16 protein-coding genes are annotated in these 26,247 nt (G+C 72.2%); 5 read left to right on the top strand and 11 right to left on the bottom strand.

The annotated features are described in order from the left end of the window. Positions 1–36: 36 nt before the first annotated feature. The 8 genes from ACWGJB_RS23795 to ACWGJB_RS23760 all read right to left on the bottom strand — a co-directional run bounded on the left by ACWGJB_RS23795 (position 37) and on the right by ACWGJB_RS23760 (position 15,181). The gene (locus ACWGJB_RS23795) at positions 37–2,613 is read right to left on the bottom strand and encodes an ATP-binding protein (protein ID WP_453382133.1); all 2,577 of its coding nucleotides are present in this window, start codon (positions 2,611–2,613) and stop codon (positions 37–39) included. Beyond that, positions 2,613–5,966 (bottom strand): hypothetical protein, encoded by a 3,354-nt coding sequence (locus ACWGJB_RS23790; RefSeq protein ID WP_453382132.1) that lies wholly within the window; start codon positions 5,964–5,966, stop codon positions 2,613–2,615. Before ACWGJB_RS23790 ends, ACWGJB_RS23795 begins: the two co-directional genes overlap by 1 nt. Then, positions 5,966–9,934, bottom strand: a complete 3,969-nt coding sequence (locus tag ACWGJB_RS23785; RefSeq protein ID WP_453382131.1) for an AAA domain-containing protein — start codon at positions 9,932–9,934, stop codon at positions 5,966–5,968. Before ACWGJB_RS23785 ends, ACWGJB_RS23790 begins: the two co-directional genes overlap by 1 nt. A gap of 258 nt (positions 9,935–10,192) precedes the next feature. Further along, positions 10,193–11,755 carry a carboxylesterase/lipase family protein gene (locus ACWGJB_RS23780; protein ID WP_453382130.1) on the bottom strand — a complete coding sequence of 521 codons (1,563 nt, stop codon included), beginning with the start codon at positions 11,753–11,755 and terminating at the stop codon, positions 10,193–10,195. A gap of 15 nt (positions 11,756–11,770) precedes the next feature. After that, positions 11,771–12,409 carry a GOLPH3/VPS74 family protein gene (locus ACWGJB_RS23775; RefSeq protein ID WP_453382129.1) on the bottom strand — a complete coding sequence of 213 codons (639 nt, stop codon included), beginning with the start codon at positions 12,407–12,409 and terminating at the stop codon, positions 11,771–11,773. A gap of 113 nt (positions 12,410–12,522) precedes the next feature. Next, positions 12,523–13,182, bottom strand: coding sequence for a response regulator (locus ACWGJB_RS23770; protein WP_453382128.1), 660 nt, complete (start codon positions 13,180–13,182; stop codon positions 12,523–12,525). Next, complete coding sequence (locus tag ACWGJB_RS23765; protein ID WP_453382127.1) at positions 13,179–14,351, bottom strand: sensor histidine kinase; 1,173 nt, start codon at positions 14,349–14,351, stop codon at positions 13,179–13,181. The genes ACWGJB_RS23770 and ACWGJB_RS23765 overlap by 4 nt, the downstream gene beginning before the upstream one ends. A 206-nt stretch (positions 14,352–14,557) precedes the next feature. After that, positions 14,558–15,181, bottom strand: a complete 624-nt coding sequence (locus ACWGJB_RS23760; protein WP_453382126.1) for a DUF5994 family protein — start codon at positions 15,179–15,181, stop codon at positions 14,558–14,560. A 916-nt stretch (positions 15,182–16,097) separates the two neighbouring features. Between ACWGJB_RS23760 and ACWGJB_RS23755 the strand changes: the two genes are divergently transcribed. After that, complete coding sequence (locus ACWGJB_RS23755) at positions 16,098–17,339, top strand: PP2C family protein-serine/threonine phosphatase (protein WP_453382125.1); 1,242 nt, start codon at positions 16,098–16,100, stop codon at positions 17,337–17,339. 109 nt (positions 17,340–17,448) lie between these two features. Here the strand turns inward: ACWGJB_RS23755 and ACWGJB_RS23750 are convergent, their stop codons facing one another. From ACWGJB_RS23750 to ACWGJB_RS23740, 3 genes are read right to left on the bottom strand one after another with little or no spacing between them, the layout of a single operon-like run. Further along, on the bottom strand, positions 17,449–17,877 hold the full coding sequence (locus ACWGJB_RS23750) for an arsenate reductase ArsC (protein WP_453382124.1): 429 nt from the start codon (positions 17,875–17,877) through the stop codon (positions 17,449–17,451). A gap of 26 nt (positions 17,878–17,903) precedes the next feature. Further along, positions 17,904–18,647 carry an aquaporin gene (locus ACWGJB_RS23745; protein ID WP_453382123.1) on the bottom strand — a complete coding sequence of 248 codons (744 nt, stop codon included), beginning with the start codon at positions 18,645–18,647 and terminating at the stop codon, positions 17,904–17,906. Then, entirely contained in the window at positions 18,644–19,018 is a 375-nt protein-coding gene (locus ACWGJB_RS23740) for an ArsR/SmtB family transcription factor (RefSeq protein ID WP_453382122.1), read from the bottom strand. The genes ACWGJB_RS23745 and ACWGJB_RS23740 overlap by 4 nt, the downstream gene beginning before the upstream one ends. 108 nt (positions 19,019–19,126) lie before the next feature. Between ACWGJB_RS23740 and arsM the strand changes: the two genes are divergently transcribed. The 4 genes from arsM (at position 19,127) to ACWGJB_RS23720 (ending at position 26,165) form a co-directional block, all read left to right on the top strand. Continuing rightward, the gene (gene arsM / locus ACWGJB_RS23735) at positions 19,127–20,020 is read left to right on the top strand and encodes an arsenite methyltransferase (protein WP_453382121.1); all 894 of its coding nucleotides are present in this window, start codon (positions 19,127–19,129) and stop codon (positions 20,018–20,020) included. A gap of 296 nt (positions 20,021–20,316) precedes the next feature. After that, complete coding sequence (locus ACWGJB_RS23730; RefSeq protein ID WP_453382120.1) at positions 20,317–22,185, top strand: hypothetical protein; 1,869 nt, start codon at positions 20,317–20,319, stop codon at positions 22,183–22,185. A gap of 63 nt (positions 22,186–22,248) precedes the next feature. Then, complete coding sequence (locus ACWGJB_RS23725) at positions 22,249–23,544, top strand: hypothetical protein (RefSeq protein WP_453382119.1); 1,296 nt, start codon at positions 22,249–22,251, stop codon at positions 23,542–23,544. A gap of 29 nt (positions 23,545–23,573) precedes the next feature. Next, positions 23,574–26,165: a hypothetical protein gene (locus ACWGJB_RS23720; protein ID WP_453382118.1), complete on the top strand. Its 2,592-nt coding sequence runs from the start codon at positions 23,574–23,576 to the stop codon at positions 26,163–26,165. Positions 26,166–26,247 lie beyond the last annotated feature (82 nt).

Genomic DNA, 26,247 nt, shown 5'->3' with positions numbered 1-26,247 from the left:
GGCCGATGGCGCGATGGCCGGTGGCCCCTGGCCCGCTCAGTCGCCGGCGGAGGGGGAGATCAGCGGAAGTTCGATCCGGACCTGAGCGCCGCACAGTTCCGGGGAGGGCTCAGGCAGTACCCGCAGCCTGCCCTCGTACAACTGTGTCAGGGCGCGCGCGAGACGGATGCCCTGGCCTGATCCGTTCCGGGTGCTCAGACATTCGCCCTGGTTGAGCAGGGAGGCCACGCCTTGCGCCATGCCGTCCCCGGAGTCGGCGACGAGGATCGCGCACCAGGACGTGCCGTCGACGGCTCTCCATTCGGTCACCGTCACCTCGACGAAGCCGTGCTTGGTGGCCGTCGCGTCGATCGCCTTGCGCGAGTTGTCGAAGAGATTCCAGAAGACCTGGCCGAGCAACCAGGGGTTGGCCTTGACCCACAGGTGCTCGGCGCCGGTGACGTCGTACCTGTCGCGGCCCTTCGAGCTCAGATGGGCCCCGCAGGTCTGTTCCGCGATGACCTCGGCCAGCGGCAGCGGCCGGGGCGCCTCCTTGGCCGTGCTCATCAGGGAGCCCACCTGGCGCAGTTGTTCGGAGACCCGCAGGTACTCCTCCTTGAGCGTCATCCGGCGCTCGCGGTCCTCCTCCTCCGCCGTCTTGGTGATGATCTCCGAGAGCTTGCGCTGGAGGTTGGTGTTGTAGTGGTCGACCGTGTCCACCGTGAGTTGGTTCAGCGAGACGACCACCTGGGCGAGCACGGCGTCCGCCTGCTCACGGGCCTGCCGCAGAAGGTCCGCAACCATCTCCTCGGACTGTCGTCCATCCCCCCGGGCCAGGAGTTCAGGCAGTCCGTTCGGAGCCAGGGTCAGCCGCTCGTTCCGGCGCTCCATGATCCCCAGGGACACCAGGGGTCCCACCCCGGCTGCCAGTTCCACCAGAGGAGGGACGCCGCCACTGCCCGCGAGTTCGGCGAGAACCTCGGTCAGCTCGCCGACCTCGAACTCGCCGCGACCGCCCCCGCTGTGCAGCCACAGGGCGGTGTGGAGTGCCAAGCCGGCGTTGATGTCCGGCAGTTGCTCCTGCACCTGACGTGCGGCCCGCCGCCGCCAGTCGCTGCCCTCCCGCACCGCCTCCAGCCGGGCACTCAGATCCCGGCCGGAGAGGCGGGACTCCGGATGGCCACAGAGGGTCTGTAGCAGTTCCCGGAGGGCCGACGGGTGCCCGCCCGTCTCGTAGAGCACGGTCTCCACTGTGACGCTGTCAGGCTGCAGGCCGAGCAGGTCGAAGAACCACGAGAGCTGGAGCGCGGCCTTGCCCCGGCCCGCCAGCTCAAGGCCCCGTCCGGCCCCGGGGCGGCCCGCGTCCAGCAGCCCGCTCACCCCGAGACCCGGTGCCACCGCCCGCAGCAGCGCCAACTGCCGTTCGGCCGGGGGCGGCACCAACCCCTGAGGCGTCGGAGCGGCCAGTCGCAGCAGGTCGTCCGCGTACAGCGGGCCGCACCCCTCGGCCGACGGGGTCTCCCCCTCCCACTCGGGCACCAGCCAGATGAAGGGTGCCGAGGCCAGCTGCTCGGGCGGTTCCGCCGTGCTCGGCGCCACCCACAAGGCGATCCCCGCCCTGCCGAAGAGGCCCAGCGGGGGCAGCCGGTGATCACTGGTGCAGTACAGCCGGCTCACCACCCCGCCGGCCAGGGCCTCGCACTCCACCACCGGCTCGGCGGTCCCCACGCACTCGTGCAGCGCCTCCACCAGCTCGCGCACCGGCGATGGCTCGGGCGGCCGAGCGGCTCCGGCCAGGACCAGCGCGGCGAGAGCGTCCGTCAGCCGCCGCCCCGCCGTGTCATCGAAGGCCGGCAGCCAGCCGTGCAGTTCGGCAGAGCCCAGTTCGCCGTTCCGGTACCACTCCAGTACGTCCTGAAGCGCGTACCGGCGCAGCTGTACCGGTCTGGGCAACCGGGCGAGCCCCGAGGGTCCGGCGTCGGCGGGGAACTGCGCCCGGTCGCTGCGCACCAGTGCGCGGGCCAGCCGGAACTCCCCCGCGGCCAGACACTCCTCCAGAAGGTTCCGGGCCGCCCGGTCCGGTGACTCGCCGTCGCGCGGCCGCCCCAGCTCGGCGCGTAGCTCGTCGCCCCGTATGCGCTCCGCCTGGCCGGCCTGCGTCTCCCAGCCTGCGAGCAGTTCGGTGAAGGTGGGCTCGTCGGCGGTGGCAAGCTCCACCAGATAGTCGTGCCCCATGCCGTCGTCCTCGTGCCAGCCGCGGGCCAGGTCCAGTTGTTCGGCTCGGCGGGTCAGCAGGTGCAGGGCGCGCGTGGCACGGCCTGCGGCCCCGCGGCGGGCGTCGGCGAGGTCGCTCTTGAGCTGCCGGGCGTCATCCAGGGATAGTCGGCCTCCGTCGAGCATCAGATCCACCAGGGCGAAGCGGCCCTCGGCCAGCAGTTGCCGTGCCGCCGTCGCCGCGCCGCGCGGGACCAGCAGGCCGTCGAGCAGCTCCTCGGCCAACTCGTCGAGGGCGTCCGTACCGAGGGCCGAGGACAGCGGGCGGTCCCCCGCGAGCGCCGAGACGAGCGCGGTGTGGCTCCATCGGTCGGACCAGTCCTCGAGAACGTCCAGCAGGATCGCGTCGGTCGGTTCCATCAGTGCTGCCCCACCTCGTCCGCCGCCGCCCTCTGTGCCGCTCCCAGCCGGTACAGGTCGTCCAGGCCGTCCAGGACGGTGCCGCACAACTCGCGCTCCGGCTGGGTCAGTTCCGCTACGGCCGCCTGGGTCCGGCCGTGCAGATCCACCATGACGCGCCCCAACTCCCGTACGGCGTCCAGGGGGTCGTGGGGGCCGTGAGCCCGCTGCTCACCGGGTTCCGGGCCGGTGTCGGCGGCGGCGGCCAGCCATGCGAGGTCCAGTACCTCGCCGAGTTTGGACAGGTAGTTCTCCCTGGGCGGGCCGGTCAGCGGCTCGTCACGTACGTGGCTCACCCCTCGCCAGACATCGTCCACCAGGTCCGCCGCCACGGCCCGCCCGTCACCGTGGCGGCGGCCGGCGCCGGTCTCCTTCGCCAGCAGGGCGCCCAGGCCGTCCGTGTCACGGCCGGACACCAGGGCCCGTATCCGGCCGAAGAGCCGGTCGTCACGGAAGAGCACATGGTGGGTCCGGATGGCCGGCTTGATGTTCACCGGCGGTCGGTCGGCCACCAGCAGCGCCTGTTCCAACGCCAGCCACTGCGCGTCCCTTGCCTCCTGGTGCCGTTCGTCACTGAGTGCCCGGCGGATCTGCGGGCCCGCGGGAAGGCCGTAGAGCTCCTGGTGACAGCGGTGTACCGCGGTGCCGAGTTCCTCCCAGGGTGCCCCGAGCCCGGCGGCCAGGTCCACCACGACGTCCCGTGCGAGGTCGTCGCCGGTGCGCAGCACCTCTTCCACGGCGACCAGCAGAAGCGCCGCCTGCTCGTCGGAGTCGAGGTCGGTGCCAACCGCGACCTCCAGCAGATGCATGCCCAGCCGCCGTCCTCCGCGAGCGGCGGCGATGGCGGCCAGGGGCAGCCGCGGCCGGGCGTCCGGGTCGGCGACGGACCGCCTCAGGAGCGCGGCGCGCGTGTAGTCGCCCCGGCCCCAGCACAGCCGGACCAGCCTCAGCCGCCAGTGTGCGCTGGTTGCGGAAGGTGCGGCGGCCGTGTGGTGCAGCAGGCAGCAGGCCGCGGCGGCGGTGACCAGGTCCGGTTCGGTAGTCCGGTCGAGGTCCTCCAGTACGGCCCAGGGATCCTGCGACTGGCCGAGCTCGGTCCGCAGCAGCGCCGCGCCTTCCGCGTCCGGCCGCCAGTTCGTGACGATGCGCTGCCGGGCGTAGACGACGCGAGGATCCGCGCCACCGGACGCGGCAGGGGCCGTCTCCTGCCGGCGGACGAGTGCGGCGACCTCGGGTGGTTCGCCGACCGCGGCGGCCAGTCCGGCGGCGGCCCGGGCACCGGTGAGCACGATCCCCGGCGCGGGCCGGGGGCGGCCGCGCCAGGCGCCGCGTCCGCCCTCGCCCAGCAGGTCCTTGCCGCCCACCAGGACCTCGTCGTCGTGGACCAGGATCCGGCCGCGCGCGGGCACCAGTCGCAGCCGGCCCGGGTACTCGGCCGCCAGCCGCACCAGTTCGGCGGGCTCCTGGCCGGGCGGCACCGCCAGCCCGAGGGTCACCCACACCCCCTCCTGGAGTCTGCCTGCCAGCAGCGTCACGAACCGGTCGTCGACGGACGGTGGCCGGTCACTGCTGATGACGAGCCGGCGCCGGGCCGAACGCAGTGCCCGCCACAGCAGATCGACGTGCGCGTCGGTGTCCACGACGCGGGCGGCCGGGAGTTCGCGGCTCGCCGCCGTCTCTGCCAGTGCCCGGGCGTACGCGATCCAGCCGTCGGACCATGCCCGTACGGCCCTTTCGGAGGCGTCGGCCTCCTCCGGGGGTGCCTCCGGGAAGCCGAGCGCCTCCGGGAGCACCGGCTGTCCGGTACCGAAGGCGTCACTCGTCGTCCTGAGCAGCCGGCTCATCCTCGCCGTGGGGACGATGCCGGCCGCCCAGGAGAGCAGCCGGCCGAAGACGACGGTGTGGCTGTCCTCGTCCGGGGCGGTCAGCAGGAGCCCGAGGGTGTGGGAGGCGGGATGCCCCATGATGTCGCGGTCACTGATCAGCGCGGCCCGGTCGTCCTGGATCACCACGTTCGTCTCGGGACAGGGGGCCACCTGCGGATACAGCAGCCGACCTGGGCCGTACCGGCGTACCAGGCTGACCAGGGCGTTGTGGACCGGGCTCGGCAGCTTGGCGGTGGGCTGCTCGCCCCACAGCAACGCCACCGTGACCCGGGCGTCGAGCGCCCGGCGCAGTGCCGGCTCCCAGCGCCGCCAGCCGGTGACCGTGATCTTCGGCGCGGCGATCACCAGTTGGGTCCGGCTCTGCCCTATCAGCTCGGCGATCCGGGCCTCATGCTCCTCGTCGGCGACGGTGACGGCGCGTACCTCGCTGGCGGTCCGGTTGTCGAGCGCCGCGCACACGGTCCGGGCCTCGTCGCCGAGTTCGAGGTGACGGGCGGACCGGGTGGCGGCGGGGACGGAGAAGGCCCGGTCGGCGCGTTCGTGCAAGCGGATGAGCAGCCGCTCCAGCGGAGGCGGGTCGATGAGGTCCTGTCCGGCCACGGAGCGCAGCGCGCGGACGAACGGGGTGGACGCGTTGTCGGCGGCGAGCTGGGTGAGCCGCTCCCCGGCGAGCTGGTGCCGGGAGGCGGGGTAGGCCCGGTCGGCGACGACGACCTGGAGCCGGCCCGTGTCGGGGTCCTCGTGGACGAGGACGTCCAGCGCGATCCAGCGCCGTTCGGTGATCTGGGCGTCGTTCGTGGGGGTCCGGTAGGAGAGCACCCGGGGCGGACGGCCGTTGCCCTGCCGTGCGTGGACGGCCCCGGCACCCGCGTCGGGGCCGTCCGCGTCCCGCTCGGTGAAGCGCCGGTGCAGGTCACGCTCCAGTGCCGGGATCAACTCGGCCCGGGGCACCTGGGCCGGCGTGGTGTCGTCGATCGGCGGTTCCACGGCCAGCCGGCCCGAGCCCGGGGCGAGGTTCCCCCGGCGCGGCTGGACCAGACCGGTCAGCCGGTCGATCATCACCTCGCAGTCGTAGTCGAGCGTCTCGGCGCCGGGCAGCTCGTGCAGGGTGTTCGCCACGATCCTGGTGCGGACCTCCTCGCTGACCAGGACTCCGCCGCTGGTGAAGTCCAGCCGCACATAGCCCTTGCGCCACACGTCGTGGAGAAGCTCCAGGGTGACCCGGTGTCCGAGGCCGAGGAGTTCCACGAGCTGCTCCACCGAGGTGATGCCGGGCATGCCGGCCCGGTCCCGCTCCAGCGCGTCGATGAGCCGCAGGGCTGTCATCTCGATCGGCGAGAGGACGTCCCCGAGGCCGGCGCTGACGTGGACCAGAAAGGTGTCGCAGGGGACGTAGATGACAGCTCTGCTGCCGGGGCTTGTCCTCATCACGGCTCCACCGGGCGGACTGCTGAGGCGGCTGCCGGGTCGACCGGCGGGCCGACCGCCACGCCGGAGCGCCTGAGGCCGGTGAGGTCGGCGACCGGAATCCGGGAACCGTACAGTTCCACCGCCCGGCAGACCTGGTGCCAGAAACCGACGTCGGTCATCGGCCGCTGGGCCCTGCGGCGCCCCTCCTGGACCTGGGCCTCGTCGTGGTCGTGCTCTCCGGCACCCCCGCGGGCAGGCATCGGGCCCGGCTTGGGCACCGGTGCAGGGGCAGGCCGGGCGGCCGGGACGGGCCGGGGCGGCGTCTCCGGGACGGGCCGGGGCACCACCTCCGGTTCGTCCTCCGTCGACCGCGGACGGAACGCCGCGAAATGCTCAAAATCCCCGACCAGGACGAGGAGTTGACGGGCCCGGGAGAGCATCACATTGATCAGGTCGGCCCCGGTCAGATGCCCCAGTCCCAGCCACGGCTGGGTTTCGGTGCCGGGCGGTCGCCTGTCGCGTACGAGGGACACCACGACGATGTCGGCCTCCCGGCCTTGGAAGGCGTGCACGGTGGACAGGTAGCGCTCCAGTCCACGCTTGGCCAGCTGTCGGTTCTGCTGCCGGTAGGGGCTGAGAACCGCCAGCGTAGTCCCGGGCTCGCCGGCGCCCAGCGGTACGGGAGCCGGGCGCATGGCCTCGACGAGTTCCTGCACGACCCGTGCCTCACCGTGGTTGAACCAGCGGGGCACGCCCTGGCAGTCCGGTTCGCCGTGGGTGTCCAGCCACACCAGCGAGCGCCCGGCCAGGGCCTCGGGCGCGGTCAGGTTCACCGGGGCGACCTCCTGCCCGGTGGTCAGCAGTCCCGGCGGCAGGCCGTCCGGCAGCCGTCTGCCGCCGGGCGCCGGGTAGAAGACACGACTGACGACCTGGCTGATCTCGTCCCGCATCCGGTACTGCGTGTGCAGCGTCAGCAGCGGTCTCCCGCGCTTGTCCTTGTTGCTCGTACTCCTCGTCCTGTTCGCATCATTCGCGCTGTCCGCTCCCTGCCCGGGCAGCTCACCGGGCGGCTCGAACAACGAGCGGAACAGGTCGAAGGCCCGGACGTAGGCGTCGTGGTTGGCGCCGATCCGTTGGAACTCCTCGTCCGGGTCGTCGACGCAGCTCTCCAGGAAGCGCAGGACGTCCTCGCGGCGGTGCGCCGGAAGCTGTTTGTGGTCGCCGATCAGGGTCCAGCGCCGTCCGCGGCACAGCGGCATGGCGAGCTCGGTCGGCCACGCCTTGGCCGCCTCCTCGACGACCACCCAGTCCATGGTGCTGCGCACTCCGACGGGTGTGACGTTCTCCGCGGTGGCCATCGCGCAGGTGGCGAAGACGAGGTTGGCCGTCCGGCGCAGCCGGTCGCCCAGCTCCGGCAGCACGCTGTCGGTGGCGTTCTCCTCCAGCATCCGCCGCCACTCCTCCAGTACGCCCCGCGCGTCGTCGCCCACCCCTTTCAAGCGGCGCGGCAGGTTGCGCCGAATCCAGTCGGCGCGCTCCTCTGCCAGCCGGTTCTCCCGCCACGGCTCCAGCACCGGGTCCACGGGCGCCTTGGGAGAGGCCACCCGGAGCGCCACCCCCTCCCAGCGGTGCGTGGACTCGCCGAGATCGTCGAGGGCGTCCAGCCGGCGCAGAACCCGCTCGGCCAGGTTGTCCAGTGCGAAGTTGGACTGGGCCGACACCAACACCCGGTGCCCGGGATAGACCCGCAGATAGTGCGCGATGGCCTCAGCCGCGACCGTCGTCTTGCCGGTACCGGGCGGGCCCTGGAGAGCGAAGAAGGGCTCTTGGGTGAGAAGCTGCTGCACCGCCTTCTTGCCGTCGTCCCCGCTCAGCCGCTCGCCCGCCCGCCGCCAGCGGTAGGGCAGCAGCCGGAGCGACCTCGGCGAACGCAGCTGATCGAGGAGCGCCGGGTTGTTCATCATCTCCAGACGGCCGTCCACCTGGCGTTCCAGGGCGATACGGCTGCCCCGGTCGTCCAGCGGCCTGATCCACCCCGTTTCGGGCACCGGGGGCGAGTCCTCCGTGAGTTCCAGGACCACCCGGTCCGGGCCGCCCCTGTCCTTGACCAGCGCGCGGGCGGCGTACCGGGACGGTCCGGGCCGCCCCCGCTCGTCGGGGACGATCTCCACGGCGGCCGGCATGCCGTGGTCGCCCTCCAGAGAACCGAAGAAGTCACCCAACGAGGGGCGGAACCCCATGTCCGCGTACTTGGTCAGCAGCGCCGACTCGTTGACCCACCCCTGGTCGCGATCCTCGTCCAGGCTGACGGTGACCGTGCGCGGCGAGTCCTCCGGGCCTTCGCAGGCGTAGGTACGTGCGAGCAGTTCCGCGCCCTGGTACTCCAGCAGCCAGTCGATCGCCGCCTCGTACTGCCGCTCGTGGTCAGGGGCCTGGCGCGCCGAGCCCACCGCCTCGACGAGCGGCCGCCATGAGGGGCGGTCCTCGCGCACCCGGTCGAACTCGCCGGTGTCCATGTCGGTCGGAACCGCTTCCAGTTCGGGTAGTTCCCGGCGCAGCGGCTGGTCCAGCAAGGGCTGCAGCCGTGTGCGGACGGAGTGCTGGTCGCGGCGCACCACGTATTTGATCAGCAGCACCTCGTCGAGTTCCGGACCCAGTCCGCCCCACCCGAGGCGCGGCCGGTAGTAGGTGCAGAACCACAGCGCCCTACTGCCGACCAGCACATGTTTCGCCTCGGCGCGAGCGCGCTGGTCACGTTCGCCGCCCACCACGAAGGGGACCGCGCCGTGCGGGGAGCGCAGCAGCCTGGCGCCTTTCAGATCCCGTTGGATCAGCCCGGCGAGCTCCAGGCGGCCGGTCTCGGTCTCGGGGCTGTGCCCCAGCCAGCCCCACGCGTAGATGGTGAGCTTGGACTCCTCCGGCATGTAACCGATCAGATACGGCCGGCTGCTGACTCGCTCGTCCCAGGTGACGACGATGCGTTCGTACTCCCGGTGCAGTTCCTCGACAACCTCGTATGCCGTGGGACGCTCACGCGGGCGGTCCCAGCAGAGCATCCGCTCAAGCAGGCCGGTGAGTTGGGGTGGCAGCTCCCGCTCAGTCCTGAGCCTGGCGATGAGATGGGCATTTAGCTCCGCCAGCCGCTGTGGTGTGCTGTGCGACAACTCGCCCTGCAGAGGCAGCAGTTCGGGGGGCATCGGACCAAAGAACCATTCCCAGACCACGGCCGCCAGGGCGTAGACGTCGACGCGTTCGTCCTCCGCGACGGGCGAGTGTCCGTCGTCCGGAAAGAGAAAGTCCAGTCGCTCCTTGGGGGCGAAGGCCAGCGCGCGGGGCGGCTGCGACAGGTACAGTCCGCGCAGTTTCTGTCCTTCACCATGGGCGTCGATCATCGAGTTCTGGACCAGATTCGCCATCAGCGCGCTCATCTCGAAGCGCGCCAGCCACATGTCCGGCGGGTCCTGGTCGGTGGCGCCGATCGTGCCGGGCCACAGGTTGCGGTGGTAGGCGCCGAGGCCGTGCAGGGTCGCCAATGCCTCGGCCAGCAGCAGGAACTGACGTAAGGACAGCTTGGGATTGCGGTGCATGTAGGCGACCGCCTCGGGGTCGGCCAGGGTGTTGCGGCTGCCGCGGGTGACAACCACCGCCACGCCGCGCAGAGTACTGCCGCCGATCGCGTCGCTCGTCTCTTCCGGAGAGCGGAAGCCGCCGTCCAGGATCCGCGGCAGGCCGGGCTGCCCCGTCGCGCCGACCCGCAGCAGGACGCGCACTTCCTGCTCCCACAGCAGCCCGCCCACGCCCGTGATACCCACATAGATCTGGACGTCCACCGGTCGGCCCTCGGTGTCGACAAGCCGGTAGCGGAAGAGCTGCTCAGGGATCAGCTCCTCGCGACTCAGGGCGAATTCCCCGCCCCTGGGTGGCTCGTACGGGCCGTGAACTGCCGTTTTCGGGTCGCAGCAGAAGTACCTGACAAACTTGTCCACAAGTTCACTGACGCCGTCCGACAAGGGCGCACCTTCCTTCAGCCGGAAGACCAGTGTGAACCATTATCCGCATTTACACACAGGTAACAGTGCAATCCCGCATAGCGGTTGTTCGTGATCAGGCCCCACCCAGGGACCGCGCCAACCACGGTCGACAGGGCCGCGATCAGGCCCCGTCGACCATTCCAGGGAGAGGGCAGCCCCAGGTCAGTGGCCTGGGGATTGGTTGTCGGCCGGGGTGGTGTGCCCTCGTGGCAGTCACCCGTGGGCGTTCCAGAACGCGCAGTGGTGGCGGACCTCCGCCGTGTGGGTGGGGACGATCTGCTCCGGTGCGAGGGAGAGCACGGTCCGCCGGGGCCAGTGCGGCGACGAGGGGCCGTTGGGGTCGGCGGTGCGGGCGAAGCGGGTCCAGTAGTCGATCATGGTGTCGGCCAGCCGGTGCTGTGCCGCGGTCAGGTCACGGGGGCGGCCGCCCAGGTCGAAGAGGTACGGCAGTTCGCTCGCGTGCGGTGCGCCGAGCGGGAACGGTGGCGTGCCGGAGGTGAGCGGCGGGGCGTGCTCGTCGGCGAACTCGTAGCGCCAGGTGGGTACGTGAGCGGTGAGCAGGGCGTCGGTGCGCGCCGTCGGGCAGGCGAAGTTCGCGTCGCCGATGACCGCGCCGAACACCGGGCCTCCGTCGGTGCGGTGCACCGGGTATTCGCGGACGACGGCCTTGGCCTGCCCCGGGGAGGGGAAGAAGGCGGACACGACGTCGGGCCAGGTGCCGGGGGTGACGGGGTTGCCGGCCTGGATGATCCCGGCGGCCCAGCCGTTGCCCTCGTCGTGGTTGTCGCCGATGAGTACGGGGACGTGGTGGAAGCGGCCGGCGGTGATCGTTGCCGCGGGGTCGCTGGGCAACAGCGGCGTGGCGTAGGCGGGTTGCTGATCGGCGTCCTGGGCCGCGAGCAGGCGGGGGACGGTCACGCGCCGGAGGCAGGCCATCACGTCGCGGGCGGATCCGCAGCCGACCTTCGCCGCGAGGCTCGCACCCGTGGCACGCGCCGTGGGCAGGGGGACGGCGGACGGCGCGAACGGGCGGTCAGGGCTGCCGGTGCACGGGCCGCTCTCGATGATCGCCCGGTCGAAGAGGTCCGCGGCGCCGGGTGAGGCGAGCTGGGCGCAGACGCTGTAGCCGCCCGCCGACTCACCGGCCAGCGTCACGTTGTGCGCGTTCCCCCCGAAGGCGCCGATCTCGGAGCGGACCCAGCGCAGCGCCGCCTGCTGGTCGGCCAGGCCGAAGGTGCCGGAGCCGGGCAGCCCGCCGTGGGCGAGGAAACCGAGGGCGCCGAGCCGGTAGTCGACGGTGACGACCACGACGTCGCCTCGCGCGGCCATGCGGTGGGCGTCGTAGGAATTGCCCGCTCCGGTGGTGAAGCCGCCGCCGTGCAGCCACACGATCACCGGCCGGGGGCCTGCCGGTCCCGCGCTGTCGGCCGTCGTGACGTTCAGGTGGAGGCAGTCCTCGGAGGTACTGCCGCCGGGCACCTCGCCGGCCGGCTGCGGGCAGGCACTCGCGGGCCGGGTCGCGTCCCGTACCCCGGGCCAGGGGGCCGCGGGGCGGGGCGGTGCCCAGCGCAGTGTGCCGACCGGGGGCGCGGCGTAGGGAATGCCCTCGAAGGTGCGGTAGCCGTCGTGGGCGGTGCCCCGTACCAGGCCGTCGTGGATACGTACCGTCGTGGCGGCGGGCCGGGCGGGCTGGGGCGGTGGCGCTGCGGACCAGGCCGTCGCGAGGACGGCGGTGAGGGCGCAGCCCAGGGTGGTCAGGACGCGGTGCATGGTCATCGTTTCCCCGTTCGGTCAGCCGCCGCCCATGCCGCCCTGCGCGGCGATCATGGTCATCGGCAGTGTGCGTACCGTTTTCTCCAGGCCCGGCGCGAGCGCGGCCAGCAACCCGGTGCAGCTGTCGATACGGGCCCGGAAGGTCTTGTGGTCCTGTCGTGAGACCACCGAGCGGATACCGCCCGCGGCGGCCAGTGCCAGCAGCGCGGCGTCGGCGGCGGGGAGCTCCCGCACGGGGCGGTCACCGTGCAGCGCCGCGGATACGCGGGCTCGGAGTGCGGCGGGCACGGCGGGGTCGCTCACGGTCAGGCGCCGGTTGCCGAAGCGGGTGCGGGGCGCCTTCACGGTGAGAACTCCCGCCGCGGCGAGCCGGTCCTCCACCCGGATCAGGGTCTGCTTGCGGTGGCGGCGTACCAGACGCTTCCAGCCGTGCCCGGCGATGGCATCGCGCAGTACGCCGTCCAGGACCGGGTCACCGGTCGGTTCCGTGCCGGACACGGTGACCGTGCCGCCGTTCTCTCCCAGCCGGCCGCGCGACGCGAGGTCGACGAGGGCGGCGGCACGCACCAGCAACCGGGTGCGGGAACGGTCGAAGGGGCCTTCGGCCGCGTCGTCGTGGGCGAGCAGATACATGAGGCAGGCCAGGTCGTCGTTCACCCTTCGACGCTAGGGCCGGGCACCCCGGCCCTGGATCGGCCGCGGGAACGGAACGGCACTGGGAACGCGGGAGGACCGCGGCCCGGCCTCCTCCTTGAGGAGGAGGCCTGCCGTCAGGGGCGGCGCGGCCGCACGAGGCAGTGGTCGTAGGCGGCGACGACGGCCTGGACGCGGTCGCGCAGGCCCAGTTTGCGCAGTACCGCGGTGACATGGTTCTTGACGGTGGCCTCCGACAGGCGCAGCCGCTCGGCGATCTCCGCGTTGGACAACGCCTGCCCGATCAGGGTGAGCACCTCGCGCTCGCGGCCGGAGAGGTCCCGCAACGAGGGCGGTGGCGCCTGGTCGGGCGCGGTGCTCAGGAACCGGTCGAGGACGCGGCCCAGCACGGTCGGCGCCAGCAGGGCGTCACCGCGCGCGGTGACGCGGATCGCGTCGACGAGTTCGCCGGGGCGCATGTCCTTCAGCAGGAAACCGCTCGCCCCGGCCCGCAGGGCGGCGACCACGTGCGCGTCCAGGTCCCAGGTGGTCAGCACGAGCACCCGGGCGCGACTGCCGTCCGCCACGATCCGCCGGGTCGCCTCGATGCCGTCCAGCACGGGCATGCGTACGTCCATCAGCACCACGTCAGGTGCCAGTTCCCGGGTCAGCCGCACCGCCTCCCGGCCGTCGGACGCCTCACCGACCACCTCCAGGTCGTCCCGGGCATCGATGATCATGCGGAATCCGGTACGGACCAGGGCCTGGTCGTCGGCCACCACCACACGCAACGTCATGACACGCCCTCCACCGGCAGCCGCGCCGCCACCTCGAACCCGACCCCGGGCTGCGGACCGGCGCGCAGGCTGCCACCCACGAGCCGCGCCCGCTCCTTCATCCCCACCAGACCGCGTCCCTCGCCCGCCGAGCCCGAACTCCCCTGGGAAGCACGTCCGTTGTCGACCACTGTGACCTTCACGCACTCCCCGTCGACCGTCACGCCCACGCTCACCTCGTCGGCACCGACCGCGTGGCGCAGCGTGTTGGTGAGGGCCTCCTGGACGATCCGGTACGCCGCCAGGTCCACCGTGGCCGGCAGCCCGTCGAGGACGCCCTCGCGGTGCACGTTCACGGTCATCCCGGTCGCGCGCACGGTGTCGGCCAGCTCGTCCAGGCGCGCGAGCGAGGGGCCCGGCCTCCGCTGCTCCCCAGCCTCGTCGTCCTGCGTGTCGGGCCCGAACGCTCGCAGCAGGAGCCGCAGTTCCCCGAGTGCCGAGCGGGCGCCCGTCTCGATGGCACGCAGCGCCTGACGGGCCTGGTCGGGCCGTTGCGTGAACACGTCGTCCGCGGCGCCCGCCTGTACGACCATCACGGACAGCGTGTGCGCCACCACGTCGTGCACCTCGCGCGCCATCCGCGCCCGTTCCTCGACCACGGCCCGGCGCATCTCCGCCGTTCTCCGTGCCTGTTGCGCCCGGCGCCACTGCCCCGCTGTCCACGCGAGGACCACCGCCAGCAGATAGACCGTCATGCCCGTGGGGCCACCGCCCGCCCGGAACGCCAGTGGCGCCGGCAGGCACATCGCCGCGAGCGCCCACACCGACGCCCGGCGCGGCCTGGTGGCCGACAGCACGCACAACGTGACCTGGGCCGCGAGCAGTGCACCCGTCAGGGACACCGCGGGCAGCAGCGTCCACACCGCGAGCCCCGTCGCCGTGTTCGCGGCCAGTACGGCGACCGGGGCGCGCACCTGCCACCTCAGAGCACAGACCTGCGCAAGAACCAGGGCCGCGGCCACGAGCGGTCGCCATCCGCGATCCCCGCCGGCGACGAACACCGAGGTACCGAGCACGGCGAGCACCAGACCGGCCGACCCCCACCACAGCGCCCGCACCGCACGCGGCGACGGCTCACCCCCGGCTTCACCGGCGGACGCGTCGCCCGGCTGCCTGCTGCTGAGGTCCACGCCCCGACCCTACCCAGCGACTCGGCGAACCCAGGCTGTCTGATGGCGCCGGTCGGCCGCCGTGGAGGTCTGATGGCGCCGGTCGGCCGCCGTGGAAAGGTCTCCCGCGTCCCGGTACTCCTCACCGGGCCGCGCCCGGGAGGACTCCGTGCACAGACCGGCCGGATGGCGTTGTCGGTCACGGGTGAGCGGCCCCGGCCGGGCGGTCAGCGCGACGAGCGGTCCGGACAGTCGACTTTCGAGGTGGCGTGACCGGCCGGACCACGGGCCCTGTGTCCGCCCTCGGAGTCCCAGACCGCCTCCACGGCCCGGTCGGCCTCGGACACCGTCCGCAGACGCGCCGCCTCCTCCATCAACCGGCTCGCGGTCGACGTGCCCAGTGGGTCGCTCGCGGCGGCCATCAGCCAGGCGGCCGACGCCTGGTCCGTCCCCGGCGGTATCACCAGCAGGTTCCATCGGCCCACGCCGTAGGAGAGCAGCAGCAGTTCGTGCGGGTCCTGCTCGGCCAGGAACCAGCCCACGTTGACCACATGCCCGGCGACGGGCACCTTGCGTGGAACGACCGGCCAGTGGGTGGGATTCACCGTGACCCGGGTGATCCGCCCCCACAGCGGATCCAGCACGGCGGTCAGGGTGGGGAGTTCCGCCCCGAGGTCACGGGAGCGGGGCCACCAGGCGCCGTCCAGGAGAGCCGGTGCGGGACCGACGGGAGCCAGCGACAGGCGGAGCGGGGACGAGGAGGAAGACGGAGAGGAAGCTGACGACGGAGATGGTGCGGACGACGACAACCGGTCTTCGAGTGTCGGCGAGAAGGAAATGGCCGCAGTCATGACGCGAACCCTGCCCCGGGCCGACCGTGATCGGCCCGGCCTATTCGATCGCCGAAAACGACACGAGCGTGGTAGCCGGTGCGCGAAATATCCTCGGTAATTCGAGCCTACTCCTCGGACAAGCCGAACGGACCGTCGCTCCGGCGGCCGGTGTATCGCCGGGGAAGGGGCCTGGTCATACGTGCCAATCCCAGAGACCCGAGCGGAGCACGAAACTCCTGATGCCCGAAATGCGCATCAGGCATAGGGTGAAAGCGGGTCGGCACACTCTCACGTGCGACCGGCCTGGAAGGGCGACCCCGGTGTGTAGACGCCGGGGTCGTTGGGGGGCGGCGGACGCGCCATCGGAAGCAGGCGGGGCGCGGGTTTCGGGTTCGGTGGGAGCGATCTACGTGGTCACCACCGACCAGCAGGCCAGAGCCACCGTCGGCCCGGTTCGACCAGACCGGTGTCCCGGGGTCGGCCCGTTCACCGGTCGGCTCGTACACCGGTCGGCGTGGTCATGTCCCCGTCGCTCCGGCGTCTTGCGGAGACGGGCAGTTGGGGGCCGACATGCCGCTCATGGCGTAATCGGCTCGTCGGACCGGTCGGCGATGGAAGCCTGGGCCGGTCGACAGCGTCGTGCCACGCCGATCGCCGCTGACTGCCGGATGGATCCGAGAGGGGCGGGGTGTGCGTTGCGTCTGGGCGCCGTGAGCGTGAGTCGGGACACGTGGTCGGGTGTCGAAGGCGCCGACGCCGTTCCGGCCGTCACCGCCCCGCACCCGCCGCGGTGCGACGAGGCCGGGGCACCGGGCCGCCCGGCGAAGACCGCGCGGCGGGGGCACCGGGCCGCCCGGCGAAGACCGCATGGACGCGGCCGCCCCATGAGTTCCCCGGGCAGATCGCGCCCCGGGGTGAAGGGAAGCAAGCAGCGATGACGGACGGTGGGCACAAGCCGGGCGGGATCGGGGTGGACCGGTCGGAGGGGTTCGGCGAACGGCTGCTGGGTGTGCTGCTGGACCGGGCCCACGAGATGCCGCCGGAGTTGATCGCACCGCTCGTCGCGGAGGAGGTGGCCAGGGTCGGGGGGCGGGACGTCTCCATCCTCCTGCAGGACTACGAACAGGTGCTGCTGGTGCCGTTGCCGGGCCGGAGGCTGAGGGTCGGCGGCCCCGAGTCGGTCGACGACTCGCCCGCCGGCGAGGCGTTCCTGAGCCGCAGAACGGTGGAGGTGCCAAAGGACGGCAGTGTGCGGATGTATCTGCCGCTGCTGGACGGCAGCGACCAGATCGGGGCGATGGCCGTCACCCTGGACAGGGTCGATGACGACGACCGGCGACTGCTCCGCAGACTCGCCGGTCTGGTCGCGGACATGATCGTCACCAAGGACGCCTACACCGACCTGTTCTTCCAGGCCCGCCGCAGTGCCCCGATGAGCGTGGCCGCGGAGATCCAGTGGTCGCTGCTGCCCCCGCTGTCGATGACCGTTCCCCAGGTCGAGGTGGCCGGAATCCTGGAGCCCGCCTACGACGTGGCCGGAGACAGCTTCGACTACGCCCTCAACGGCGACACCCTTCACGTGGCCATGATCGACGCGATGGGCCACGGGCTGGATGCCGCGACGATGGCGACGGTGGCCATCGGCGCCTATCGCCACACCCGACGGTCCGACACGGAGCTGTCCCAGGTGTACGCGTTCATGGACCGGGCCATCAACGAGCAGTTCGGCCCCGACCACTTCGTCACCGCGCAGATGATGGTTCTGAACATCGGCACAGGCCGGCTGCGTTGGGTCAACGCCGGTCACCCGGCGCCGTTCCTGATCCGGGACCGCGCCGTGGTGGACCGGCTGGAGAGCCCGACCACGTTGCCGGTCGGCTTCGGTGGCGAGGAGCCGGTGGTCACCGAGCGGATACTGCGCCCCGGGGACCGGCTGCTGTGCTTCACCGACGGCCTGATCGAGGAGCACAAGGCCGGCGGGGAACAGTTCGGTGAGGAGCAGCTCGTCGAGTGGACCGACCGGATCCTCCGCGAACGCACCGAGGTCCGGGCGGTGGTGCGAGGCCTCTCCCACGCCCTGAAACAGGAACGTGGCGGCACCACGAGCGACGACGCCACCATCTTCCTCATCGAGTGGCGAGGCGGCGACGCCGACCATCTCGCCGCCCTCGACTGAGCCCGCGCCGAGGACGCGCCGGGTCGGGGCGGGTGCCGCGGCCCCGCGCCTCACGAGGCCGAAGGGTCCGCGTGAGTGCTCACGTCCGACCGGTACGGCGTGGCCACCGTCAAGCACCGGACTCCACGCCGAGGTCGGTGAGCAGGCCGCGGATGCGGTTCTCGATCTCGTCGCGGATGGGACGTACGGCCTCGACGCCCTGCCCGGCCGGGTCGTCCAACTTCCAGTCCAGGTAGGTCTTGCCGGGGAAGACGGGGCATGTGTCGCCGCACCCCATCGTGATCACCACGTCCGATGCCCGGACGGCCTCCGTGGTCAGGATCTTGGGGGTCTCGGCGGAGACGTCGATGCCCACCTCGTTCATCGCCTCGACGACGGCGGGGTTGACCGTGTCCGCCGGGGCCGAGCCGGCTGAGCGGACCTCCACGGCGTCTGCGGCGAGGTGCGTGAGGAAGGCGGCGGCCATCTGGGAGCGGCCCGCGTTGTGGACACAGACGAAGAGGACGGAGGGCCGGTCGCCGGCGGGAGTGCTGGTCATGGTGGTGGCGGCTTTCGGGTGGTGGGTCAGGGGAGGGTGGGAGCGGCGAGTTCGGGCTCGCCATGAACCGAGGGCGTTTGTGGCCGGGTGGGGGCCGGGCGGCCGAAGAGCGCTGTCACGAGCGCCAGTCCGAGTGCCGTGCCGCCGACCTGCGCGGCCATGAACGGGGCGACCGAGCCGGGTGCGATGCCGGCGAAGGTGTCGGTGAAGGCCCGGCCGATCGTCACCGCCGGGTTCGCGAACGACGTCGACGACGTGAACCAGTACGCGGCGCCGATGTACGACGCCACCGCCACCGGGGCGAAGCGGTCGCGGCCGACTCGGGCCAGGCCGAAGACCAGGAGGACGAGGCCTGCGGTGGCCACGATCTCGCCCAGCAGCAGATGGCCCGCCGAGCGGTCGTGCGTCGACCAGTGCACCAGCGGCCTGCCGAACATGGCGTCGGCCAGGACCGCACCCGCGATCGCTCCCGCGATCTGGGCGGGTACATACGCGGCGACGTCCCGCCCGCCGAGTCCCTCGCCCGCACGCCGGCCGGTGAACCAGGCCGCGAGCGTGACCACGGGGTTGAAGTGAGCGCCTGAGACCGGGCCGAGCAACGCGATGAGGACGCCGAGGCCGAAGACGGTGGCCAGGGAGTTGGCGAGCAGCTGGACGCCGACGTCGTGTGACAGTTCGGTGGCCTGGATGCCCGAACCGACCACGACCGTGACCAGCGCGGCGGCGCCGACGGCCTCGGCCAGGGCGCGGCGCCCCAGAGAGGCGCTCACGCCGGCGCCTTGGCGGTTGTCGGAGTCGTGAGGAACGTGGCGAGCCGGTCGAGGGCCGGTGGCAGCACCCAGTAGTAGACCCAGGTGCCGCGGCGCTCGCAGTCGATGAGTCCGGCCTGCCGCAGCAGCTTGAGGTGGTGGGAGATCGTCGGCTGGGACAGGTCGAAGGCCGGGGTCAGCTCACACACGCACACCTCGCCGCCCTCCCCGCGCGAGGCGATCATCGACAGCAGGCGGAGCCGGACCGGATCTCCGAGGGCCTTGAACACCTTCGCCAGCTCGGCCGCCTGTTCCTCGTCCAGCGGCGCGGCGGTCAGCCCCGGGCAGCAGGCCGTGTCCTGGCCCAGCACCTCAAGCTCTTGTTTCGACATGCCTCTATGTTGACGTTTTTCGATCCAAGCCGCAAGGTTGCATCAATGAACGTCAATACAGGCCGTTCCGGGGCATCGCGATGCCCCGTCTCACCCAGGAGTGACGCCATGAGCGAGCAGTCCACCGACCTGCGCGAAACAGTCCGGCAGCGGTATGCCGCCGCGGCCGTGAAGGTCACCGAGGGCGGCGCCGCCTGTTGCGGGCCCGACCCGGTCGAGGTCGACGAGAACTTCGGCTCCACTCTCTACACCGACGACGAGCGCGAGACCTTGCCCGCCGCGGCGGTCGCCGCGTCCCTCGGCTGCGGCAACCCCACCGTCGTGGCCGAACTCCGCGAAGGGGAACGCGTCCTGGACCTCGGTTCCGGCGGCGGTATCGACGTCCTGCTCTCCGCCCGCCGCGTCGGCCCCACCGGCAAGGCGTACGGGCTGGACATGACCGAGGAGATGCTCGCCCTGGCGCTCGACAACGCGAGGAAATCGGGCGCGACCAACGTCGAGTTCCTCAAGGGCACCATCGAGGCCGTCCCGCTGCCCGCGAACACCATCGACGTCGTCATCTCCAACTGCGTGATCAACCTGTCCGTCGACAAGCCCGCCGTCTTCGCCGAGATCTTCCGCGTCCTGAAGCCCGGCGGCCGTATCGGCGTCTCCGACGTCGTCGCCGACGACCTCCTCACCGTCGGACAGCGGGCCGAGCGCGGGGACCATGTCGGGTGCATCGCCGGCGCCCTGTCCTTCGCCGAGTACCGCGAGGGCCTGGCCGCCGCCGGCCTCACGGACATCGAGATCACCCCGACGCACCCGGTCGCCGACGGCATGCACTCCGCCATCGTCCGCGCGGTCAAGCCCTTCGGCGTCGCCGAGGAGAGCGGTCCCGCTCCGGCAGCAGGTACGTGCTGCGGTGTCTCCGCGTGCTGCACCTCGGACGAGCGGGCCGCCGACCCCTCGGCCACGGTTGCCGAAGCCAAGGCCGCATCGGGATGCGGCTGCCAGGGCTGACACGGCTGCACCGGGGTTCCCGTCGAAGACCCGAGACGCTGATCGGCGACTCGATCGTTTCCCGTCCGATGTCCCTCCGCTTTCCGTCCGATACCCCTGCGATACCCGTTCGGGAAAATCACCGATACCTCCATCGGTGGCGGAATTTCGTGTATCTTCACGACCGTCACACAAATCGCATCATCGCGTATTCGTGCATTTGTGCGCTCTTCCCGATCCGGTGGGGCGTCATTCGTTCGATTTATGTGAGGGCAGGGCAATCCGTGTACCGCGGTCCGTCCTTCCCTGGGGGGCACGTGAGAGCGCAGCAAGACAACGGGGTGTTTGACCGTGACGACATCCTGACAGCCGCCGCCCGTGTGGTGCACGCACTGGGCACACCCGAGGTGGCCACGGTCGAACCGGGTTCCGAGCAGGTGTTTGAGCAGATCGAACAGACGGTCAGGGGTCACCTGCCCGAGGTCGCCCGCCACTCGCCCGAGCGATGGCGGGCGGCGCTGCGGAAAATCCGCGAACAGGAGCGGTGGCACCTCTTTCCGGCGGGACGGGGGTGGCTCGCCACCGCACTCGCCGGCGGGGAAATCGCTGAGGCGACTTTCGTGGAATGCGGCTGCGAGAGAATCCGGATCAGCCGGGTAACGGGTGACACGGGTGATGCCTTTCCGAGCAGCGACGTTCTTTTCGAAGCGGAATGGGACACCCTCCCGGCCGGCGCGGGAGATCGCTCCGCCGGCCGAATACGACGACTTTTCGAGCTGGCGTCCGGAAAGCCCACGGCCGAGGAATTCGACCGGACCCTGGGCCAGACGCTGGCACGGGCCCGGCGACGGCTGCCCGAACCCCTGGCCGGGGACATACCGCTCGTCGTGGCCGTGCGCGCGGCCGGCTGGACCTGCCTGGAGCAGGCCGTCGAACGGCTCGCTCCGCCCACGGCCCTGCTGTGGCTGCGTCTCCCGGCCGGCTGGCCGGACGGCCCCGACGACCTGCTCGCCCCGACCCCACTGCGCCGGACCCTGTGGTTCGCCGCCGCGCGCGTCCAGCCGTCCACCGGAGCGGTGCAGGTGGTGCGGCAGCCGCTGTTCTGGGCGGGCAGCACGGCGCCTGTGCCGGGACGGGGGCCCGCGGAGCAGCTCGCCGAGGTACAGGTGCAGGCCCACTCCGACGGCGGGGAACAGCCGCATGCCGGAGCCGTCGTCGTCACGGGACCGGTCGAGGACGCCCCCGCCGACTGGCATGCCGTCCGGGCCGACCGGCTGGTGCTCCCGGCAACGGGACAGGCGACGCTGCGCTACCGGCTCGACGGGCCCGGCCGGGTCCGGCTCCTGTACGAGGGCGGTCACCGGCCCGAGTCCACCGCCTGGACCACGCTCGTCGACAGACTGCCGCGCAGACTCGCACCCCCGATCCCCCTCGACCTGGTCCTGGCCGTGGAGACCGCGGTCCGGCGTCGGCAGGGCGCGGCCCAGCTGGCCGCCCGAGTCCGCCGGGCGAAGGCCGTCGTCGAGGCCGTGCGGGACGGCACCCGCCACCCGGAGTCGCTGCGGGTCGCGCTCATCGGCTACCGGGACCACATGCCGCTGGCCGGCCCCGGCGACACCAGCCCCCTCCACTACCGGACCGGATTCTGCCCCGTCACCTCGGCGCTGCGGATCCTGGAGGAGTGGGAGCCCAGCCCGCTGCACCACGACTTCGCCACCGGCCTCGAACACGTCCCGCACGAACTGCACTCCTGGCAGGGCCGGTGGCGTCCCGGCAGCCTGCGCGGCCTGATCGTCGTCGGGTCGCGCCCGCCGCATCCGCACAGCCGGCAACCGCAGGCGGTGCGCCGACGGGCCCCCGTGCGGGTCTGCCCCGACCGGCTGGACTGGGTAGCCGCGCTGGCCCGGCTGCGCCACGAGCAGCAGCTCAGTTGCCTGGCCCTGGTGGACGAGCCGGACTGGATGGACGACGACGGCGAACCGCTGGTGGCCCGCTGGGCCCGCCAGGCCTGGGCCCACATCGGCGCCCAGGGCTGTTTCGACGCACACGAGGACCCGGAGCGGGTGGTGACGGGCCTGTTGCTCGACACCCGCGCCGGGACGGGCGACGCCGGGCTTCCGGGGCTCGCGCTGGCGGCGGGCCGACCGGAGCGCTGGCTGCCGTACGTGCCGCCCCAGGCGCCCTGACACGACGTCGGGCGCCGCTCACCGGCTTCCGCGCCGTGCGGAGGCCGCCGACCCAGGGGGAACATGAACGACCGAGACGACACCACCGAATCCGAACCGCAGCAGGCGGGGCGCAGCCGCGCCGACAGCGGCCGCAAGAACCCCTATGCCGCCTTCGAACAGCATCTCGCCCTGCCCGGCCCCGCACCCTCGCCCACCCCGCCGATGACGTTCCCCGTGCAGGAGGACGCGCGGGTGGCCGAGGGCGTGGAAGAACGGACACCACCGCTGCCCCGCACCCGGCCGGGGCCGGGCAAGGAGCCGCCGGCGAAGTGGCCCGAGACCACCGAGGAGTCCGAGGAGTCCGCCGTCCCGGCCCCGCCCGCCGACGGGACCGACACGGTCGCGTCCACCATCACCCTGTGGGGCGGCATGGGCAGCGGCAAGTCGACCCTGCTGGCCGCGCTCACCCGAGCGCTGATGGACCCCGCGTACGGCTCGTGGAACGTGTTTCCCGAGGACCACGCCTCCAAGCAGTACCTCAGCGATCTCGCCCACACTTTCTACCGCGAACGCGTCTTTCCCAGCGCCACCCAGGACGAGCAACTGCCCGTCCGGCTGACGCTGGTCGGGGACGTCGGCGGAACTCCCTACGCCGGCAGGTCCGGTGGCAGGCGGCGGTGGCGCCGCGGCGGGCAGCCCGGGACGGACGTGCTCGAATTCCGGGTCTCCCTGCGGGACATGCCCGGTGAGGCCTTCGACCTGCGCTCGGAGATGGGTGCCCTCATGGGGCCGCGGCTGGTCACCGACCTGGCCGACTCACGGGCCATGGTGTACGTCCTCGACGCGGCCCGCGAGTGGCGCGTCAACGGCGAGAACGGGCCCGTGGACGAGGACGAGCGGCAGAGCGCCGACTTCTTCACCGAGGTCCTGGACGGGGTGGCGACCGAGATCGCCATCCGCGGGCACCGCGACGGGCACCGGCTGCCGCACAGCATCGCCGTCTGCCTGGCCAAGTTCGACGACGACGACGTGTTCCGGTTCGCCTGCGAGCACGGCAACGTACGGCTCAACCCGCGCACCGGCCAGCCCGAGGCCGTCGACGCCAAACGGCTCTTCGACGACCTGTGCGACCGCTTCCCGCACGGCAGCCTGGGCGAGATCAGGAACCAGATCGGCCGCTACTTCGTGCCCGGGCGCGTCGGCTACTTCGTGTGCAGCGCCGTCGGCTTCTGGGTCGATCCGGACCGGGGCTTCGACTTCGACAACCCCTCGCTGGTCAACGCCGTCGACGACAAGGTCCGGTTCGTGGCCCCGCCCCGGCCGGTCAACGTCATGGAGCCCTTCCTGTTCCTGCGCGGCCTGTCCCGGCAGCGATGACGTCCCGAGCGAGAGAGGGAGGTGCGCCCATGTCGTCCGACGGTGCCGGGCTGAGCGCGGGCTGGGCGGTCTGGGGCAAGCGCCCCCACAGCCCGCAGGGTTTCCATGTGATGGCGGCCTGGCCGCCGCAGTGGAGCAGCTACTACACCAAGGCGATCCAGCACTGGTCTCCGGGCACACCCTCGCCCGCCGACCGGCTGCCGTGGGTCACGGTCGGCCCGGGCACGAACCCGGACAACCGGCTGTCCCTCGGGGTCTTCGTCCTCGACCGGACCGAGACGGCCGACGTCCACAGCCGGCCGATCAACCACGTCACCCACTTCTGGGTCCCCTACGAGGAGGCGGCCGACCACGGTCTCGGCTGGAGCTCTCTGGCCCGCGCCGCCCTGGCCGGCCGGACCGGGCTCTCCAGGATCGCCGCGGGTGGCGAGTCCGGCGCGCTCCACGGCCCCGTACGCCTGCCGCTGTCCACCGACGAACACCTGATGAACGGCTTCGACGAGGAGTTCGTCTCGGCCAGCGACTCCCTGCTGCACTGGCACGCGGCGGTCGCCGCCCTGCTGCTGGACGGGCCGGTGGTGGTGACCGGCGCACCGGAGGACGACCCGCTGGAACGGCTGCGACTGCTGGACAACATCGCCGCCATGCTGCCGTACGGCCTGCGCGCGTATCTGTCGGCCGCCACCGCCACCTCCTCCGGCGCCAACCACCGCATCGGACTGTCGTGGGGGCGCTCCGCCCCCGGACGGCCCTGTGTGCCCTGGGGCGGCGCAGTGGGCATCGAGCGGCTGTCCTCCGTGGCGCGCCACTACCACGACCTGCTGATCCACGCCTGGGAGTCCCGGGGCGGCCACACGGTCCTGGACCATCTGGCCCGCTGCACGGCCCTGCCCGACAGTGCTCACGCGGGCCTGCCGACGGCACAGCAGGCGCATCGGCTGCTGTGCGCCATGGACCACGAACTCCAGGTCGAGGCGGAGGTGTTGCGCGGCGGGCCGGTGGCCGACGACGTGGTCGACGGCTTCCTGCGGGATCCGCGCACCAACCGCAGGACCGCCAGCATGATGGCCCGGGCGAAGCTCTCCGGGACCTCCACCGACCTGTCGTTGCTGCCTCCGTACCTGAACGATCCCCAGGTGGCGGCCTCGCTCCTGAAGCGGCTGCGCGAGGACCTGCACGCCCAGCGCCTTGCGTCCGTGCAGGAGAAGGTCAGCAGCCTCCTGCGGGCCACCCGCGTGGCGGGCACCAACCTCGAAGTCGTCGACCAGGCCCTCGCCTACCTCGTGGACCCGGCCGACGGACCCGACGAGGACATCGACATCACGGCCACCTTGAACCTGCTGCCGTCGTTGGAGCCGTTCACTCCCGGCACCATGCCCCTCGCGCGTGGCGCGGTGGCCGCCCGGCCCGAGCTGACCTGGATCCTGCTGGACGGCGCGGCCGGCACCCCGGAGCCCGCCGGGTCGGTCCGCCGCTGGCTGGAGTGGCTCGACAGCGGCGCCCGTGACGAACTGGCTCTGCTGTACGACCTGTTGCGGCCGGAGACCGTCGTCTGGCAGCCGCAGTCCGCATGGCGGGCCGCCAAGCATCCCGACGAGGCCGCGCGGCTGCTGAGCCTGGCCGTCGCCTGCGGACGCGGCGACACCCTGCTGACCTCGTCCTTCTTCGACGATCTGAGCGACGCGCTGGGGTCGAGCGGGCCGGGCCGCGTCCTGCGCCTGCGCGGTGCGCGCACCGGACAGGAGGGGTTGCTGCGGGCCACCCTGGCCGCCGGACCGCGCGCCGCCCTCGGCCTGGCCTCCCGAGCCCGCTGGGACCTGCTGTGCACGCTGGCCGGTGAGGCTCCGAGCGCGCTGCCGCGGGACGCCGAGGCGCTGTCCAGACGGGAGTTGAACCCCTATGCCGACACGCTGAAACGCGACCTGGACGCGCTGTCCCAGCATCGGCGCAAGACCGCCGCGAAGACCCTGCTGCGCTGTCTGCTGCGCTTCGACCCCGCCACCGGACGGCGCCCGGGAGCGGCGGCCCGGGCCGTGACCGAACGCCTGGTGCAGGAGCCGACGGACCCCGCACTGCGCCGCATCACCGCCGAGTCCGTCTCCGACCTGATGGCGGCGCCCGGCTGGCGTGCGCAGGGCGAGGAGACCGCCTGGCTGGAGCGGCTGGCGCAGTCCGTACCGCAGATCAGCGGCACACTGCGCCTGTACGCACTGGGCGAAGTGGCCCGGGACGGGGCTCTGGGCGCCGAGGAGTTCGGCAGGAGGCTGCGCTCGGCGCAGCGCGCCGGTGCGACCCGAGCCCAGCTCTGCGGCCCTCTGGCCGCCTGGGCGGACCGCCGGGCGCGCCCCGGGACGGCGGTGCTGGAGCTGCTGGACGCCTACCGGGAGGCCTACCGGGAACAGGGCGACCCGGCCGGACCAGAGCAACGGGCCTTGCTGGAGCAGGAGTTGTGGGAGCGGCTCGGCGAGCGGCTGTGGAGCGCGTACTTCGAGGCAGCCGAGGCCCACCTGCTGGACGAGGAGGAGCGGGCCACGGACACCATCCGCCGCAACGAGCAGCTGCGCGAGGAGGCCCGGCGTCGCCGGCAGGTGCTCAGAACGCTGCACTTCACCCGCCGCTGAGCGATCCGACCACCGACCACGTCCGTACGCGAACCACCCTCCGCGCCGGGGGTGTTCACCACCCGCGAGTCTCGACCGGGCC

The sequence above is a fragment of the Streptomyces sp. NPDC054813 genome, assembly GCF_053611365.1.
Note: the sequence above shows the minus strand (reverse complement) of the source record. Positions and strands in the feature narration are given on the sequence as shown.